The organism is Leisingera methylohalidivorans DSM 14336 (genome assembly GCF_000511355.1).
Lineage (GTDB): Bacteria > Pseudomonadota > Alphaproteobacteria > Rhodobacterales > Rhodobacteraceae > Leisingera > Leisingera methylohalidivorans.
The window spans coordinates 1825173-1842483 of the sequence record NC_023135.1 but is presented as its reverse complement, the minus strand read 5'-3'; the positions used below and the strand labels follow the sequence as shown (position 1 = coordinate 1842483).

Here is a 17311-nt window from a genome sequence, read left to right as displayed (position 1 = left end):
GGCGGGCTGCGCTGAGTGTCCGGATGGGGGTGACATGGATAGAGAACAGCTCATTGCCTGCCCCGTTTGCGACGTGCTGCACCACTATCAGGATGTGGCGGCGCACACGGTGGCCAGATGCGCCCGCTGCGGCACTGTGCTGGCGGCCCCCAGATCCGGCGCCATGACCCGGATCGCGATGCTGTCGCTGACTGCGCTGATCCTTCTAACCGCCGCAGCCGGTTTCCCCTTTCTGGAGCTCAAGGCCCAGGGCTTGTCGCACCGGGCCTCGGTGATGGATGCAATGATGGCCTTTTCGCGCGGGCCGATGGCGCCCTTGTCGCTGGCAACCGGTTTCTTGATCGTGCTGCTGCCTGCTGCGCGCTACAGCGCGCTGATCTACACCTTGGCGCCGATGGCCCTGGGCTGGCGCCCTGCGCCGCGGGCCGCCGCCGTCTACCGCTGGGCGGAGAAACTGAAGCCCTGGGCCATGGCCGAGATTTTCATCATTGGCGTGGCGGTGGCCCTTGTCAAAGTGTCCGGCCTCGCGCAGGTCGGGCTCGGGCCTGCCTTCTGGGCCTTTGCGGCGCTTCTGGTGGTGACAATTCTGACCGACAACTCGATTTGCAGGCTGACTGTATGGAAAACCCTGAAGACGCGCAGCGCTTCCTGACCGCCGCCGCGGCCGGGTTGGCTGGCTGCCGCGCCTGCGGCACCGCGAACCCGGGCGGCGCGCGGGCCTGCACCTGCTGTGGCAGCACCCTGGCCCCTGCCGGGGTGGCCAGCCTGCAGCGGGTCTGGGCTTGGCTGGCTGCCGGGATGATCACCTATGTTCCCGCCAATCTCTACCCGATGCTGCGCACCACCACCTTCGGCCGCAGCTCGGAGAACACGCTGATCGGCGGCATTGCCGAATTGTTCAGCCATGGCTCCTATGGGGTCGCATTCATCGTGTTCTTTGCCAGCATCGTAATCCCGGTCGCCAAATTCCTGGCCATCGCCTATCTGGCGGTCTCTGTCGGCAGGCCCGCGGCCCTTGGCAGCCATGGCAGGCTGGTGCTCTATGAGATAGTCGAATTTATCGGGCGGTGGTCAATGATTGACGTCTTTGTCGTGGCAATCCTGACCGCCCTGGTTCAGCTGGATTTTGCCGCTGCCGTCACGCCGGGGATTGCGGCGGTCAGTTTTGCATTGTCGGTTGCCTTCACCATGATGGCAGCCCAAAGTTTCGATCCGCGTCTGATTTGGAAAGCGGCAAAGCGAGAAACAGAATGAGCACGCCTGAACCCGCCCAGATGGACATCTCTGCGCAGCGCCCATCGCCCTGGCGCAACCTTTCCTTGGTCTGGCTGGTGCCCCTCGCGGCACTGGCAGTTTCGCTCGGTGTCGCCTGGAAAGCCTATTCCGACCGGGGCGTTCTGATCAGCATCACATTTAAAAACGCCTCTGGCATTGCCGCCAATGAAACGACGGTGCGCTACCGCGACGTGGTGATCGGCCAGGTCGAAAACGTGGGGTTTGCCGAGGACCTGAGCAAGGTTTTGGTCTGGGTCCGCATTGACAAGAAGATTGCCCCCTTCCTGGATCAGGATGCCGTCTTCTGGGTTGTGCGTCCCGAAGTGAGCACGCGCGGCATCTCGGGCCTTAGCACCGTTTTGTCCGGCGTTTACATCGAAGGCGCCTGGGATCAGGATCGGGGGAGCCCCGAAACCAGCTTTGAAGGCGCTGACCGGCCGCCGCTGGTGCAGCCGGGCCGCGGCGGGCAGCGGATCACATTGCGCACCAACGACGGACGGATGATCTCTGAGGGCGCTCCGGTGCTTTTCCGCGGGATTGAGGTTGGCCGTCTGGAACGCCCGCGGCTGACAGTCAGCGGCGACAGTATTGTTGTTGATGCCTTCATCGAGGCCCCGCACGACCGGCGGATCAATTCCGCTACGCGTTTCTGGGACAGCTCCGGCTTCTCAGTTTCAATTGGCGCCAGCGGACTGTCGCTTGACGTGGACAGCATCGCCTCGCTGGTGGCCGGCGGGATTGAGTTTGACAATGTGTTCGATGGTGGCCGCCCGGTCAGCTCTGGCGCCGTTTTTGATATCCATACCGACGAGGCCGCAGCTCGCCGCACCGCCTTTGCCCGCGCGCTGACCGGCGGCGTCGCCGTTTCGGTTGCCTTCGGCGAGTCGGTCGCGGGCCTGACCAGCGGTGCTGCGGTCCAGCTGGGCGGTGTCAAAGTCGGCGAGGTCAGCAGCCTGAACGCTGCTATTCAGAGCGGCAGTAATGAGGCGGAGGTGCGGCTGATTGCCGAACTGCAGCTTGACCCGTCGCTGATGGGCCTTCCGCCCGGGGCGGGGGAGGCTGAAGTACTGGACTTTCTGGAACAGGCGGCAGCGGGCGGGCTGCGGGCCCGGCTGGCTGCTGCCGGGCTGTTCAGCTCTGAGTTGATTGTGGAACTGGTTACCTTGGAGGATGCTGAACCTGCACAGTTCAACCGCGATGCGGAACCCTTCCCCGAACTGCCCAGTGCGCCCTCCGATCTGCCCGATTTCACAGCCACCGCCGAAGGCGCATTGGAACGCATCAGCGAGCTGCCGGTCGAAGAGCTGATGGCGCAGGCCATCGCCACTCTGGCCAGCATCGAAGCCCTCGCCTCCGCTGACAGCACCCGCCAGACGCCTGTGGCGGCGGTGGCCTTGCTGGAGGACACCCGGGCGCTGGTCGCGGATCCGGAGACCCGGGCGCTGCCCGGCGAGCTGCGTTCAGCAGTGGCTGACCTCCGCGCAATTCTGTCAGAGCTGGAGCAAGGCAGAGCGGTGGCCAACCTGACAACAGCACTGGAGCAGGGCGGCCGGGCTGCTTCCAGCCTCGCTGCGGCATCGGAGGAGTTGCCCGCGCTGGTCAGCGACTTCCGCTCCCTGGCGGACAAAGCCAATGCACTGGAGACCGAAGAGCTGATCCGTTCCGCCAGCCAGCTGATGAAAAGCGCAGACAGCATGATCGATTCGGAGGGCGCCCGGGCGCTGCCCCCGGCCCTGACCAGTGCGCTGGATGAAATCCGCCTCACCCTGGCGGAGCTGCGCAGCGGCGGGCTGGTGAGCAACGCCAATGCAACAATGGCCTCTGCCCGCGGCGCTGCCGACGCTGTGGCGGCGGCAGCTGAAGGGTTGCCGGCTCTCTCCGCCCGGCTGGAAAGGCTGGTCGCACAATCTGAGGCCTTGATCACAGCCTACGGCGCCCGCTCGAACTTCAGCTCCGAAACGCTGGATGCCTTGCGGGAAATCAAATCGGCTGCACGTGCGGTCTCCCAGCTTGCCCGAAAGATCGAAAGGCAGCCAAATTCCCTTCTGTTTGGAAAGTAAGATGATAAAAGCCCTGTCTTTGACGTTGCCCCTTGCTGTGTTGGCGGCTTGCGCTCCGGCCAATGATGCCCGCTATCTGATCACTGCGGACCCCGGCGAGAAGGTAGCCAACCTGCGCTCCCGGACGATCGAGGTGCGGCTGATCTCACTCCCTTCCTATGCCGCAGCGTCTGATATCGTCGCCGAAGGCGGCGGCGGAGCCCTGTTTGCGCTTGGCGGCGCACAATGGGCCGATGACCCGGCCCGCGGCATGGCCGCGGCCCTGGCCCGCGGGCTGGCTGAACGAACCGGCGCCTCTGCTGCGATAGAACCCTGGCCGCTGAACACCGGCCCCGACGCGCGCCTGGATGTGCGAGTGGACCAGGCCTACGCGCGCGCCGACGGAGTTTTCGAACTGACAGGCCAGTTCGCGGTTTCCTCGCCCGAAGGCACAGTGCGGGAATTTGTGAAGCGTTTCGACATCCGGACACCGGTCAGCGGTCAAGGGCCATCCGCCACCGCAGATGCGCTCGCCAAGGCCCTGGCAGAGCTCGCCCGGCAGATTGCGCTGGCAATGTAACAACCTCCTGCGCTCCGGTTACATGGAGGCCACCTCAGCGATCTGCCAAGGTTCCATTACCAGCGGCCCGGCCGGGAGGGGCTGCTTCTTTTCCAATCGGGCTGAAAAACTTTGGCACACTTTATCCAAAGCAGTCTTCCGGAGGTGATCGTCAGACTGCCGAATAACCGCTGGAGAGCCATAGCAAACAGGATCGCGGCCTCCTTGCTGAACGATAATCAGTTTTGAGGGGAGCGAACGTATGTTTGATGCCGGTCGCCTCTGTCAACTTCAAAAAAGGCGCTGCTCAGGCCGGTCAAATGATTTCATCTTCGTAGAACATCGGATCATCCGTAAGCTGCGTGTTCAGGTCCTCCACGGCATCTTCCGCTTGAACCATAGAGCTGACCCGGCCCAGGTGGAAAACAGCGTCTCCCTCATTGACATTCGGCATCACCGCCCGGCCGGCAATGATGCCGGAAAATGGCGCCTCAATGTGCTTCTCCACTTCACCGAATGGGTCTGAAATCGTAGCCAGCAGCTCGCCTGTACGAACCAGTTCGCCGTCAGCTTTGTAACTGCGGATCAGCCCACCCATCGGGGCACGCAGCCAGTTGCTTGAGGCGCAGAATTGCGCCGCAGCCTTGGGCTTGGATACCCCCTTGGCCGAGATCATTCCCATGTGGTGCATGACCCGAAGGATGCCTGCAACGCCAGCCCGGACCGAAAACTCGTCAAATCTCAGCCCTTCGCCAGCTTCAAACAAAAGAATGTCTTTTCCGGTGCCTTTCGCTGCCTGCCGCAAGGATCCGTCCCGCAGAACCGATCGCATGACAATCGGCGCACCGAAAACCTGGGCCAGGCTTTCCATTTTGGTGTCGTCAGGCGAGATCCGCACCTGCGGGTAGTTTGTGCGGTGTATGGCTGCCGAGTGGAGGTCAATGCCCAGATCTGATTTTTCCACAATTTCAGACATGAACCGTTGGGCCAGCCGCGAGGCAAGCGAACCACCGGAACTGCCTGGGAAAACCCTGTTCAGATCCCGGCGGTCAGGCAGATAGCGTGAGTGATTGATGAAGCCGAAGGTGTTCACGATCGGCACCGCCAGAAGGGTGCCTTTGAGCTTGGCAAGGCCCGGCATGTTCAAAACACGCCGGATGATTTCCACTCCGATCACCTCATCGCCATGAATGCCGCCGCTCACAAACAGGGTGGGCCCTGCGCGTCTGCCGTGCAGAACATGCACCGACATGGTGACCGGGGTATGGTCCGACAGCACGCTGACAGTAAGGTCAACCGTTTGGCGGCTGCCTGCAGCGATCCGGCAGTCTTCGATGCAGAAATCAGCGCGTGGCATCATCCCTTTCCTTTGGTTTTAGTTGCTCCTTTTTTCGCATTCTTCTCGAGATATTCTATCATCATACCTGCAATATCCAGGCCGGTGGCTTTCTCCACGCCTTCCAGACCAGGAGACGAGTTGACCTCCATGATTACCGGACCGTGATTTGCCCGGAGCATGTCCACGCCGCAAGCATTGAGCCCCATGGTTTTGGCGGCCCGGACTGCTATTGCGCGTTCTTCGGCCGACAGTTTCACCAGTTGCGCGGACCCGCCGCGATGCAGGTTTGACCGGAACTCGCCCTCGGCACCTGTCCGCTTCATTGCCGCGACAACTTTGCCGCCCACGACGATGGCGCGGATGTCTGTGCCGCCGGCTTCCTTGATGAATTCCTGCAACAGGATGTTCACGCCCGCCCCGCGGAATGCTTCCACCACTGATTTGGCAGAACGATCGGTGTCGGCCAGAACCACGCCAATTCCCTGGGTGCCTTCAAGGAGCTTGATGACGATAGGAGCCCCGCCTGCCAAGGCAAGCACCTCCTCTGTCTGTTTCGGGTCATGGGCAAAAGTGGTGACCGGAAGCCCGATCCCGTCGCGTGCCATCAGCTGCATCGAGCGGAGCTTGTCCCGCGACCTTCCGATGGCGACACTTTCATTCAACGGGTAAACCCCCATCATCTCGAACTGGCGCAGAACCGCCGTTCCGTAAAACGTGACGGATGCCCCGATCCTCGGGATGACTGCGTCATAGCCAGTAAGATTTTCACCGTTGTGGTAGACTTCAGGCTTGCGTGAGGCGATGTTCATATAGCAGCGCAGAGTATCAATGATGTCGAGTGTGTGGCCGCGCGTTTCAGCCGCTTCTTTAAGGCGCTGATGGGAATACAATTTGGGATTGCGCGCCAGCATTGCGATTTTCATTCTGTGTACTCCTTGTTGTTACTCCGAGGGGTGGATCAGGAAAAAGCGGCGGATCAGCCTTCCTGACCGCGCGGCAACCCGCGCCCGGAGATCATGCCCAGGCTTGCCCAGGCTCGGAGCACCCGGTGGCAGCTGCGTCTGATGACCCTCCCATCAGCTTGCTCTGCATCTGAGAACGGCAGCACGAGAGTCCGGTCGATTTCTCCCGAGGCCAATACTGAAGGTAGAACGCTCAGCAGGTTGTCCAAGGCTTCGATCCGGATCAGCACCAGGATTCCCCGTATCCAGGACAATGTTGGGATCGCCAGCAGCCTGTCGAACACATGCTCGGACGCTGGGCAAATGCCCGCGACGACAACTTGCGGGCCTGATGATGCGCCGACTAGCCGGTAGCCAACCACCGCTCCATCCGCTGTTGCGGTCAAGGCCTCGACATAGCCGTGACCTGCTTCCGCCAGTTTCTTCCAATTGGACATGGGTAAGCGCTTGCGTATTGGAAGTGCTGAAAAACCGTCACGGGCCTCGGCCCGCCTGCCATCGCACGGAACGAAGCTGTACGGGCCGCACAATACCTGGGCCGCGCCTTATGGCGACGGTTGACTGGATACCAGCGCCGGCGCCGCGCCGGGATATGACGAGGGTCTGAAAATGATCCGGGGGAACATTTTCCCGGCGATTGGATGCACTGTATCAAACGCTCGCCCAAAGCCTCATGGCGCGGGGCTTCGACAGGCAGGTCGCGGAGCTTCAGCTCCGCATCGCAATGCTCAACCGGTACACAGCTCTCGGCATACCAGATACCTTGGCCGTAGGTTAAGTCTGTCCAGGCAAAGGGGTGGCACGGCCTGCAGCAGATTTATGCAACAAAGCCGGCAGGCATATCCGCTGAATGGGATGTTTGGGCGGCCTGGGGTCATCTGCCACGCAGACTGCAACCGTCCAGACTGGTGGCCGGCGCGCTGCAGTGCCGCAAGGCAGCAGTGAGCTCAGAGGCGGCTTAGCTATCCTCGGCTTCTAAACTTCAGCGCCTTCTCGGTTGGAGCCTGCGATACATCAGACGAAGCCCGAGGAGCTGTTCGCTTGATCTGCATCAACGAAGCCGAGCACTGAATCCCTTACTATCTATCTGGATTTGAAGGGGGATCGGAGTATGATTACGAATATCTTGGTCGCAACAGACGGCTCTGACACGGCGGGCCGCGCTGTTGATCTGGCGGCAGAAATTGCCTCCAAGCTCGGCGTTCCACTAACTGTGGGCCACGTGTTGCAACACGGTGCCCGGGCGGAGGAGCTGAACCGGATGGCTGAGGCAGAGCACCTGGTTCGTCACACTGCCACTGAGGCAAGACTGAATATAGCCAACATCCCGTCGAACATGGACGCTCTATTCACCGGCACGCTCTCCGGTGCCGATAAGGAGCGCGCAATTGCAGTTATGGGCGAAGAAATCGTGGCCTGCGCTGCGCACCGCGCGACAGACAAGGGCGCGAAGGATGTCTCAACCCGTGTAGTAAACGGAGATTATGACAAAGGCATTCTAGAAATGGCCAAGGATGCCGGAGCAGATACGATTGTGATCGGCCATCGGGGTCTTGGCAGACTGCAACAGATTTTCCAGGGAAGTGTTTCCCAGAAGGTCAATCAGCAGGCTGAATCTACGGTCGTAACTGTGCGGTGACCGGCTGTGTTGCAGCGGTTTTCAAGACCGGTTTCCAAGGCTGAGCTTGCGGCGTGACTGACGCGTGTCACCTGAAGAAGACTGGCTGAGCGATGAAAAAGTCACGGTCGGCCGGTCATGTTAATCTTAGCCACGTCACTTGCAGCGAACCCCGGCTGCCACCTAATGGCCATTGAAAAGGAGAGCTTGCATGGAAGACCTTGTAAAACTGGGGCATGAATTTGTTCAGGCGATGCGGAATCGTCGTGGCATAGCGCATGTTGACGGGATCTATTCCGAAAACGCGCAATCAGTAGAGGCGGTTGTGCCACCCGGGCGCGATGTGCGGATCGCCAAGGGGCGGGCCGCAATAAGGGGGAAGCGTGAGGATTGGGCAGCAAACCATGACATCAAACGCCTCGACGCGGACGGGCCTTATGTCCATCCACCCAACCGGTTCGCTGTCCGCTTCCAAGCCGAGGTGACGCAGAAAGCCACCGGACGGCAGATGATCCTGAGCGAGATCGCGCTTTATACAGTCGAAAATGGCAAGATCGTCCATGAAGAGTTCTTCATGCTGCCGAAATAGGCAAAACGCGCGTGGTAGAGTTGCAAGCCATCCACTGACAGCCGCCTTGGAAAGCAGGGGCTGAAGTGAAGGACACTGAAAGCGCTTCCAGTAAAAAACGTGTCGGCTCTGGGGGGATATTCTCTGCCGATGACTGCTCGGTCCCGCAGTGTGTGCGTTTACTGGGGGTGGAGCCTCGCAGTCGCGGCAAACGGCAGGAACGGCGGGCTGCGCCGCAGTATATCGGCGCCGGAGATCCGGAAGATCAGTAGCCCAGCCGTGCCTTTGCAAAAGTCGCAACCCGCAGCACAACTGACTTAAGATGATGGTTAGACTGCATCTGCAGCGAAAAGGGAGCTCTTGCCCGCGTAACTGCCCTTCGTGAATAGTGGTTTTCGGGTGCTTCGCCCCGCGATCTGAATAATGGAGGCAAGGTCGAAGTTGAAGCGCGACAAAAAAGGGACCGTGAAGACCAGGATCGGTGATGCAGTAATTCTCTTGGCCGGGCTTGGCGTCTTGGTTCTGTTGTTAAGGAGCGTCTACCGTTTCGCCTTGCCTTTGATCCAATGAAGGAGTGCGCAGGATGGCTGAGCCGAAACCTGATATTGTTGAAATGCTAAGACGCCGCTCGCTGCTTACAAACGTGGCTGGTGGCTCGCCGCTGGATGATCCTCACCTTACAAGCGAAGCCGCTGATGAGATTGAGCGGTTACGCGCAGCGCTTGCTGTTGTACGCAAAGAGCTTGAGCTTCTGACGGGTGAGAACCCGGAATTGCGGGAAAATGCGCGGACTGTTGTCGAGGCGGCAATCAAGGGCAAATAAAGAGCAAGCGATCCGAAGAAGGAGGGGGCGGAGTTACCTGAGCGCCTTGCTGGCTGCAGCCCACCAGTTCTGGGCATAGCGGGGCCTGCTGTTGCCGCGCATGTTGCCGGGTGTCACCCGTTCCTCCTGGCAGTCTGCAACGATAACGCCAAGTGCCTGCGGCAGGTCCGTCCCGCCGCCGGCTATCTTCACAAACCTTTCCTTCTTATAGCGCCCGCAGCGGCTGCAATAGCTGCAGAAGACTTCGACCGTTGGCAGAGGGCAGTCTTCGGCGCGCATTTTATCAGCTGATGTTTGTACACCGTTTGTTCCGCTTTGCGCTTTCACGTTTCGTTCTGGCAATGTCCTTTGAAATTTCCTGGCTAAGCGCCATGAAATCATTGATTGTTCGTTGGTTTTGGATTCTGGCGCCGCAAGGCGTGGGGGGGCAAGTCCCTTCATCCGCACCATTCACATCTTCAGCGATCAAACGCGAGTGCTTCCGCTTATAGGCGGGAGAACCTGACTGCGGTCCTATTGCGCTTCCCGTCAGGGATTTCCCCCGGTTCGGAAGGGAATGTTATATACTTGCTCCGGGCAGGCCGCGGGCAACGGCTGCTGTGTGTGTTCACCAGTTGTCAGATGCAAAGGAGGATAGTCGTGAGACGTCTTCTTTCAATTTCAGCAGCGGCTGCGGCCGGGCTGTACGTCCCGGGGCAGCCGGTTTCAGCGGAACTGAAATACTCCAACAATTCCGGCGGCTCCGTCGAGATTTACGGTCATTTGAACCCGGCCATCATTTCTGTCGACGACGGCCGGCAGACCGAAACAAATGTGCTGGACAATGATCTGTCCCGCTCCAGGATCGGGTTGCGGCTGATGCAGCCGTTCGGCAGCAATACCTTCGGGGTCCGGTTCGAAACCGGGCTGGGCTTTCCGAATTCAACGGAAGTCAACCAGTTCGGATCGAACTGCAGCGGCTGGACCCGGGCCGGCCTGCGCCACGTGGATTTCTGGCTGGAAGGGATCTGGGGCAGGTTTTCCGCAGGGCAGGGCAGCATGGTCGCCGACGGGGCGGCTGAGACGGACCTGTCTTATGCCGGCACTGCGCTGTACTCTTATACCGCTGATGCCAATGCCGGGTTTATGATCCGGGATACAGCCGGAGCGCTGAGCGGGCCGGCCGCGGCCAGCGCTTATGACAATCTCGATGGGTCCCGCCGGGGCCGGATCGGCTATGACACACCGGACTTCAACGGCTTCTCTGCCGGGGTTGCCTGGGGGAAGAATGTTCTCTCTTCAGCGGATGATGCGGATTATTATGACATTGGCCTGTTGTACGGGCAGGATTACGGCTCAGCCGCCTTCAGCGCCTCATTGGCGTATCAGGTGCGCGACAATGCCGGGGCTGAACGGTCGGATGTGCTGGGCGCGGCCTCGGTGCTTCTGGTCAATGGCCTCAGCTTCACAGTTGCGGGCGGCACCCGGGAGAATGACGCAGCGGGCGCCAGCGACCCAAGCTATTACTACGCCAAGACCGGCTGTGAAAACCAGTGGTTCAACTGGGGCAAAACCGGTGTCGGCGTGCATTACCATGACGGCGAAGATTTCAATGTCACCGGGTCCAGCGCCAAGGGCTGGGGGGGCGGGGCGGTCCAGAAGGTCGAGAACCTTAATACCGATATCTACCTCACCTATCAGGTGTATGAATATGAGGACGCGGCAGCGACCTATCAGGATCTGACCACCTGGGTTCTGGGCGCGCTGGAAATTCTGACCCTGCGCGGCGCTGCGCATTGAAACACCGCAGTTGACCGCGGCGTTTCTGCCGGTGTCGGCCGCGTCGGCCTGTGCAAAAATGACTGTACTGCTGAGCGTATGCGCAGGGTTGCGGAAATTGCATGGCCCCTCTGAGTCCGGCGCGCGGCTGAATGTGATCTTTTTCACCTAACACATTGTCCGTAAGCGGCTTCTTGCAACCCCTCAATGTGATCAGGCGGAAATCCGCCTATTCTTTTTCCCTGGTCTGAGCTTGAGTTTTCAACCCTGAATAGCCGAAAAAACCCGTGATAGCCCCTGGTTCAGGCAGCGGTCTCAGGGATGGAGAGGCGTGCTGCAGACGGAACAGGAGACTCGAGGATTATGAGCACAAAAATTGCAGCGTGCGCAGGTGCGGCCACTTTGGCAGCAGCGCTGGCAGCCCCGGCATTTGCGGGGCCGGCTTACACCAATGACACCGGCGGCAGCTTCCGCTGGTACGGGCAGTTCAACCCGTCGTTCCAATCTTTTGACGACGGGCAGGAAGACTTCAACCGCCTGACCGACAACGCCGCGTCGAACTCGCGGATCGGCTTCTGGCTGGAGCAGGCCTATGGCGAGAACACCCTGCGCTTCAACTTCGAAACCGCCTTCGGATTCCGCAGCTCGGACGGCGTGAACCAGCTGTCCACCGGCGACAACGTCAGCTGGGACCGCACCAACATCCGGCATGTTGATTTCCAGTTCGACACCGCCCGTTACGGCCGCTTCTCGGCAGGCCAGGGCTCGATGGCAACTGATGGCATCACCGGCGCCGACTTCTCGGGCACCGGCCTCGGCGCGTCCAACGCCGTTGCGGATTCCGCCGGCGGCTACGCGTTCCGCACCAGCGCGGGCGCACTCAGCGGTGTTGATATCGGCGATGCCTTCTCCGATCTGGACGGCGGCCGCCTGGGCCGGGTCCGCTATGACACGCCGGAGCTCGCGGGCTTTACCCTGTCGACCTCTTACGGCACTGACGTCTTGAAGGATGCAAACGACCGGGAAAGCTATGACATTGCCGTGCGTTGGGCCAATGAAGACGCTGCCGGATTTGCGCTCGACAGCGGCATCGGCGCCTCCTGGACCGAAGAAACCGGCAAGGCCGACCAGCGTGACATCTCCGGCTCCTTTGCGGTGCTGCACAAGGCGACCGGCCTGTCGCTGAACCTGGCCGCGGGCGAGCGCGACATCGCGGGCACCTATGCCTATGCCAAGCTGGGTTATAAGGCGGATCTGATCGCGGCCGGCTCCACTGCGTTCTCGGTCGACTACTACGACGGCTCGGACATGGTCACCGCAGGTGACAGCGCCGAGTCCTGGGGGGTGGCCGCGGTCCAGAAGATCGACGCGCTGAACGTCGAAACCTATCTGGCTTACCGCGACTATTCCTATGCTGATACCAGCGCTGCAACCTATCAGGATGCCAATGTGATCCTGGCCGGCGCACGCTGGAAGTTCTGACCCTCCCTCTCTCGGTTTCAGAACGGAAACACGCCCCATTGCGGGCGTGTTTTTCTTTGCGCGGGCCGGAAATCCGCGCGATTGCGTGCGAAACCGGCAATGCCTCTTGCGCCGGGGCGCCGGGGGAAATAGAAGACCGCAAATTGTCTGGGGGCGCCTGCGCGCACGCGCCCCGAATCTCTATGGGGTATAGGATGCAGGTCACCGAGACGCTGAACGAAGGTCTGAAACGCGGCTACGCCATCACCGTCACGGCTGCCGAGCTGGACGAGAAGGTCAACGAAAAGCTCGTCGAAGCGCAGCCGGAAGTCGAAATGAAAGGTTTCCGCAAGGGCAAGGTGCCGATGGCACTGCTGAAAAAGCAGTTCGGCCAGCGCCTGATCGGCGAAGCCATGCAGGAAGCCGTCGACGGCGCCATGAACAAGCACTTCGAGGACAGCGGCGACCGCCCGGCGCTGCAGCCCGACGTGAAGATGACCAACGACGAATGGAAAGAAGGCGACGACGTTAACGTCGAGATGTCCTATGAGGCACTGCCGGAAATCCCCGAAGTCGACTTCTCCGGCGTTGAGCTGGAAAAGCTGGTTGTGAAGGCTGAAGAAGAAGCCGTCACCGAAGCGCTGACCAACCTGGCCGACACCGCCAAGGAATTCGAAGCCCGCGAAGACGGTGCGGCTGCGGAAGACGGCGACCAGGTTGTGATCGACTTTGTCGGCCGGATCGACGGCGAAGCCTTTGAAGGCGGCGCAGGCGACGACTACCCTCTGACCCTCGGCTCCAACTCCTTCATCCCCGGCTTTGAAGAGCAGCTGATCGGCGCCAAAGCCGGTGAAGAAAAAGACGTGACCGTGTCCTTCCCGGAAGAATACGGCGCCGAGCACCTGGCCGGTAAGGAAGCCGTGTTCTCCTGCACCGTGAAAGAGGTGAAAGCCCCGAAAGCGGCCGAGATCAACGACGAGCTGGCCACCAAATTCGGTGCGGACGACCTGGACGCGCTGAAAGCCCAGATCACCGAGCGTCTGGAAGCCGAATACGCCGGTGCTGCCCGCGCAGTGATGAAGCGTGCGCTGCTGGACAAGCTGGACACTCTGGTTTCTTTCGATCTGCCGCCGTCGCTGGTCGAAGCGGAAGCAAAGCAGATCGCACATCAGCTGTGGCACGAGGAAAACCCGGAAGTCGAAGGCCACGATCACCCCGAGATCGAAACCACCGACGAGCACAACGCCCTGGCCGAGCGCCGGGTGCGCCTGGGCCTGCTGCTGGCCGAGCTGGGCCAGAAAGCCGAAGTCGAAGTGACCGACGCCGAGATGACCCAGGCGATCATGGCGCAGGCGCGTCAGTATCCGGGCCAGGAACGTCAGTTCTTTGAGTTCATCCAGCAGAACGCCCAGATGCAGCAGCAGCTGCGCGCGCCGCTGTTCGAGGACAAGGTTGTCGACCACATCATCGAACAGGCGAAAGTCACGGAGAAAGAAATCTCCAAGGACGATCTGCAGAAAGCTGTCGAGGCGCTGGACGAGGAATAATCCTCTCTGCTCTTAACGTTACAAAAAGGCCGCCCTTGGGGCGGCCTTTTTTGTTCGGCCCGGCGCTAGAGCACACTCCGTTCCAGCGGCCATAAAAGAACGGATAGACGGCCAGCCGGATCCAGAAGAACAGGTTCAACCCGAACAGGCAGGCCTTGGCCGGATGAAACAGCGCAGCGCCGGAACCAGCGCCTCTTGGCTGACCGGATAGACAGAGAAGCGGACCACATCCTGCAAGGCGCGGCCAGGGCGCCGCACCGGTTTCACGCTCCGCGTCCGTCCGGCATAGACGCCGCAAATCACCAGATGCCCGGCGGGACAGGCAATCGCCTGTTCCTGGCTGGGTTCCGGTGGCAGCCATCCCGCTGCGGGAGGTGCAGCAGGGACAGCATGATATCAGGAGAACGGCGGTCCGCCAGAGTTCTGCGAAAGCCCCGGCTGTTTCACGGCGGCAGGCTCCCGCCCGTCCTTGAGGCCTGTCTGCGGCAGGCACCGCGTCCCGTTGGGCCGGGCAGCGCCCTGCCGGGCGCTGCGACCGCCTGCAGCGCCCGGAAATCAGGGCCGCAGGCCGGTTTCCTTGAGCATGCCGCGGCGCTTGGCCTCGTAGTAATAGCCGCGGGAATAATGTTTGACGGCCTGGGTCTGGCTGCCGTCCGCGATCAGCCAGGCGCCGCGCAGATATTTGACGGAGTATTGCAGGTTGGTGTCAGCATTCAGCAATTCCTTGGGCTTGCCCCGGAAACCCATCGAGCGCGCGGTGGCAGGGAGGATCTGCAGAAGCCCGTAATAGGGCCGGTTCACCGCATGCGGCCGGTGGGTGCTTTCGCGCACCGCCAGCCGGTGCACCAGGCTGCGCGGCACCTCGTAATGATCGGCCCAATAATTGATCTTCTGCCGAAGTTCGGGCGTTTCATTGGGGTAGAGCGGCGGCGCCTGCCGGGCCACCTCGGGCGGCGATACCGTGCCTGCGCAAGCCGTCAGCACCGCGGCGGCCAAAATTGATATCAGAATGTTACGGCGCGTCATGCGGCCTCCGAAGGTGGTTGCTCGACCGCAGCTTACCCGCATCGCCGCGGGCTGCAACGGCGCCGCGCTGCCGCCGCACCGCCACCGGCAGGGAACCGCCAATCCCATTGGATTTCTGCCGCGCAACCGGGCCCGCGCTGCCCGCATCCGACTGGATCCAACTTTAATCATTCGACATTTGTTAAATATGGTTCCCTACAACATATTGGGTATGTCCATTGAGGCAGCAACCATCCTCAGGGCAGTTAGCCCCTTACGCCTGCGGGGCTGCTGACCAAATCGGGCAGAGGGGGCCGCGGCTGTTTCCCAACTTTTCCGCGGTCCCTATAATCTCCGGACTATCAATGTGCCCCCCCTGCACCCGCCGGTAACGCACAGGGTGCCGGACCCGCAGATCACCGGGCGGCCGCAGTTCTGCAGGCAGTTGAGGACCATCGGGCTATGGCTGCCCGCACCCTCGATCGTTCCGGATAACCGGCCGGTGACAGCGCCTGCAGCAGATCCTTAATTGCCCGGGTGCTTTGCCGTACTACGGTGGTTCCTGGCGGCTTAGGGCCAGCTCCGCGCCGCAGCGCGTTACAACCGGCCTGTCGAAAGGCGCGCAGTTTGCAGCCCTTGAAACAGTCTGCCGGTTTCCGGACTTTCAGCCCAGAGGCTGTCCGGCATATGTCGCGCAGGACCGCGGTTCCTCCTGCGAGGGGCTGCGCCCGGCAGAACCCGCCGGCGCGAATAGCCCGTTTCCAGGTTTGATCATCCCCTGCGGAACCAGATCGGAAATCGCCTCGGTTTTGAAGGCGGGCGTGTCGAATCTGTGCCCGCGCAGCAGCCGGAACAACAGCCGGCGCCGCAAGGCCAGCTCTTCCTGCTCCAATGCATTGTCCATATCACGTCCCCATTTTGGTCCTTCTCCCGGAACCATTCTGCCAAAGGAGGGCAAACGGGAGGTTTATGGGGCAGGTGTATGTGCCTACAACTTAGATCACCTTTTCAAACTTTTCAGGCAAAAAAGAAAAAGGCCGCTCAATCGAGCGGCCTTTTCCGGGTTTCCCTGATCCGGCTGGATCAGTTGGTTTCTTCGCCGGCGGCGTCAGCAACCGGCGCGCCGTCTTCGTCGTCAGACGCAGCGGAACCGATATCGTCGAACAGTTCGGAGATCTCGAATTCAGCAGCGGCTTCCTCTTCGGCGGCCAGCTCCTGGATCGATTTACCCGATGCCTGCAGTTCAGCTTCTTCAGCCGAGCGGGCAACGTTCAGGTTGATAACGGCTTCGACTTCCGGGTGCAGTTTCACGGAGACAGTGTGCAGGCCGAGGTATTTGATCGGAGCGATCAGGGCGACCTGTTTCTTGTCAACGGAGAAACCGTCCGCGGTTGCAGCATCGGCTGCGTCGCGCGGGGTGACCGAGCCGTACAGCGCGCCCGCGTCCGATGCGGAGCGAATCACGATGAACTGCTGGCCGTCCAGCTTTGCTGCCAGAGCCTCGGCCTCTTTCTTGGTTTCCAGGTTGCGCGCTTCCAGCTGCGCTTTCTGGTCCTCGAAAGATGCGATGTTGGCTTCGGAAGCGGTTTTCGCCTTGCCCTGCGGCAGCAGGAAGTTGCGGGCGAACCCGGGCTTCACGTCAACGACGTCGCCCATCTGGCCCAGCTTTGCAACGCGTTCAAGAAGGATAACTTGCATGTGCTTATCTCCTTACTTCACGGCGTAGGGCAGCAGGGCGAGGAAGCGGGCGCGCTTGATCGCACGGGCCAGCTCACGCTGCTTCTTGGCCGAAACGGCGGTGATGCGCGAAGGCACGATCTTGCCGCGCTCAGAAATGTAGCGCTGCAGCAGACGGGTGTCTTTGTAGTCGATCTTCGGCGCGTTGTCGCCCGAGAACGGGCAAACCTTGCGGCGGCGGAAAAACGGTTTGGCTGCCATGATTTAGCGTCCTTTTCTCAAGCTAGGATCAGCGGCGTTCGCGACGGGTGTCGCGTTCGTCGCGCTTCTGCATCTGGACCGAAGGGCCCTCGCCATGCTCGTCGACCTTGATGGTCAGGACGCGCATCACGTCGTCATGCAGACGCATCAGGCGTTCCATTTCCTGGATGGCGCCGGCAGGGGCGTCCGTCTTCAGGAAGGAGTAGTGCCCCTTGCGGTTCTTGTTGATCTTGTAGGCCATCGTCTTGACGCCCCAGTACTCCTGCTCGACCAGCTTGCCGCCGTTGTCGGACAGAACAGCACCGAAATGTTCGATGAGGCCTTCAGCTTGCGAGTTGGACAGGTCCTGACGCGCAATCATGACATGCTCATAGAGTGGCATGCGAACTCCTGTTTGTGTCTAGGCGCATTTCATAGAA

General features: G+C 60.9%; 19 protein-coding genes and 1 pseudogene. 11 read left to right on the top strand and 9 right to left on the bottom strand.

Annotated elements, in window-relative coordinates; translation table 11 throughout:
• The first annotated feature begins 34 nt into the window (after positions 1-34).
• From METH_RS09160 to METH_RS09145, 4 genes are read left to right on the top strand one after another with little or no spacing between them, the layout of a single operon-like run.
• Positions 35-652 carry a paraquat-inducible protein A gene (locus tag METH_RS09160; RefSeq protein WP_024090167.1) on the top strand — a complete coding sequence of 206 codons (618 nt, stop codon included), beginning with the start codon at positions 35-37 and terminating at the stop codon, positions 650-652.
• Complete coding sequence (locus METH_RS09155) at positions 619-1254, top strand: paraquat-inducible protein A (RefSeq protein ID WP_024090166.1); 636 nt, start codon at positions 619-621, stop codon at positions 1252-1254. Before METH_RS09160 ends, METH_RS09155 begins: the two co-directional genes overlap by 34 nt.
• Entirely contained in the window at positions 1251-3335 is a 2085-nt protein-coding gene (locus METH_RS09150) for a PqiB family protein (RefSeq protein ID WP_024090165.1), read from the top strand. The genes METH_RS09155 and METH_RS09150 overlap by 4 nt, the downstream gene beginning before the upstream one ends.
• Positions 3336-3360: 25 nt before the next feature.
• On the top strand, positions 3361-3894 hold the full coding sequence (locus METH_RS09145; RefSeq protein ID WP_245602971.1) for a PqiC family protein: 534 nt from the start codon (positions 3361-3363) through the stop codon (positions 3892-3894).
• A 295-nt stretch (positions 3895-4189) separates the two neighbouring features.
• Here METH_RS09145 and METH_RS09140 read toward each other — a convergent pair whose 3' ends face one another.
• The 3 genes from METH_RS09140 to METH_RS09130 are packed head-to-tail and all read right to left on the bottom strand — an operon-like array spanning position 4190 to position 6611.
• Complete coding sequence (locus tag METH_RS09140) at positions 4190-5233, bottom strand: succinylglutamate desuccinylase/aspartoacylase family protein (RefSeq protein WP_024090163.1); 1044 nt, start codon at positions 5231-5233, stop codon at positions 4190-4192.
• The gene (gene rimK / locus METH_RS09135) at positions 5230-6135 is read right to left on the bottom strand and encodes a 30S ribosomal protein S6--L-glutamate ligase (protein WP_024090162.1); all 906 of its coding nucleotides are present in this window, start codon (positions 6133-6135) and stop codon (positions 5230-5232) included. The genes METH_RS09140 and rimK overlap by 4 nt, the downstream gene beginning before the upstream one ends.
• A gap of 53 nt (positions 6136-6188) precedes the next feature.
• Positions 6189-6611 carry a hypothetical protein gene (locus METH_RS09130; RefSeq protein ID WP_024090161.1) on the bottom strand — a complete coding sequence of 141 codons (423 nt, stop codon included), beginning with the start codon at positions 6609-6611 and terminating at the stop codon, positions 6189-6191.
• A gap of 57 nt (positions 6612-6668) precedes the next feature.
• Between METH_RS09130 and METH_RS23880 the strand changes: the two are divergent.
• From METH_RS23880 to METH_RS09110, 4 genes and pseudogenes are all read left to right on the top strand, one after another.
• A pseudogene (locus tag METH_RS23880) lies at positions 6669-6952 on the top strand (hypothetical protein); the annotation flags it as partial.
• Between the two features lie 333 nt (positions 6953-7285).
• Entirely contained in the window at positions 7286-7813 is a 528-nt protein-coding gene (locus tag METH_RS09120; protein WP_024090159.1) for a universal stress protein, read from the top strand.
• 190 nt (positions 7814-8003) lie between these two features.
• Complete coding sequence (locus tag METH_RS09115) at positions 8004-8381, top strand: nuclear transport factor 2 family protein (RefSeq protein ID WP_052348691.1); 378 nt, start codon at positions 8004-8006, stop codon at positions 8379-8381.
• A 562-nt stretch (positions 8382-8943) separates the two neighbouring features.
• On the top strand, positions 8944-9183 hold the full coding sequence (locus METH_RS09110; RefSeq protein WP_024090156.1) for a hypothetical protein: 240 nt from the start codon (positions 8944-8946) through the stop codon (positions 9181-9183).
• 33 nt (positions 9184-9216) lie between these two features.
• Here METH_RS09110 and METH_RS09105 read toward each other — a convergent pair whose 3' ends face one another.
• Entirely contained in the window at positions 9217-9564 is a 348-nt protein-coding gene (locus METH_RS09105; RefSeq protein WP_156927473.1) for a hypothetical protein, read from the bottom strand.
• A 258-nt stretch (positions 9565-9822) separates the two neighbouring features.
• On the opposite strand from METH_RS09105, the gene METH_RS09100 reads away from it, so the two are divergent.
• From METH_RS09100 to tig, 3 genes are all read left to right on the top strand, one after another.
• Positions 9823-10962 (top strand): porin, encoded by a 1140-nt coding sequence (locus tag METH_RS09100; protein ID WP_024090154.1) that lies wholly within the window; start codon positions 9823-9825, stop codon positions 10960-10962.
• 342 nt (positions 10963-11304) lie between these two features.
• Entirely contained in the window at positions 11305-12423 is a 1119-nt protein-coding gene (locus tag METH_RS09095) for a hypothetical protein (protein ID WP_024090152.1), read from the top strand.
• Positions 12424-12617: 194 nt separating this feature from the next.
• A complete protein-coding gene (gene tig / locus METH_RS09090; protein WP_024090151.1) occupies positions 12618-13949 on the top strand; it encodes a trigger factor in 1332 nt (443 codons plus the stop codon).
• Between the two features lie 555 nt (positions 13950-14504).
• Here tig and METH_RS09085 read toward each other — a convergent pair.
• The 5 genes from METH_RS09085 to rpsF all read right to left on the bottom strand — a co-directional run bounded on the left by METH_RS09085 (position 14505) and on the right by rpsF (position 17274).
• The gene (locus METH_RS09085; protein ID WP_024090150.1) at positions 14505-14975 is read right to left on the bottom strand and encodes a lytic transglycosylase domain-containing protein; all 471 of its coding nucleotides are present in this window, start codon (positions 14973-14975) and stop codon (positions 14505-14507) included.
• Positions 14976-15618: 643 nt separating this feature from the next.
• A complete protein-coding gene (locus tag METH_RS09080; protein WP_024090149.1) occupies positions 15619-15858 on the bottom strand; it encodes a hypothetical protein in 240 nt (79 codons plus the stop codon).
• A 179-nt stretch (positions 15859-16037) separates the two neighbouring features.
• Positions 16038-16652: a 50S ribosomal protein L9 gene (gene rplI / locus METH_RS09075; RefSeq protein WP_024090148.1), complete on the bottom strand. Its 615-nt coding sequence runs from the start codon at positions 16650-16652 to the stop codon at positions 16038-16040.
• Between the two features lie 12 nt (positions 16653-16664).
• Entirely contained in the window at positions 16665-16892 is a 228-nt protein-coding gene (gene rpsR, locus METH_RS09070) for a 30S ribosomal protein S18 (protein WP_005982441.1), read from the bottom strand.
• A gap of 28 nt (positions 16893-16920) precedes the next feature.
• Positions 16921-17274 carry a 30S ribosomal protein S6 gene (gene rpsF / locus METH_RS09065; RefSeq protein WP_024090147.1) on the bottom strand — a complete coding sequence of 118 codons (354 nt, stop codon included), beginning with the start codon at positions 17272-17274 and terminating at the stop codon, positions 16921-16923.
• Between the last annotated feature and the right edge of the window lie 37 nt (positions 17275-17311).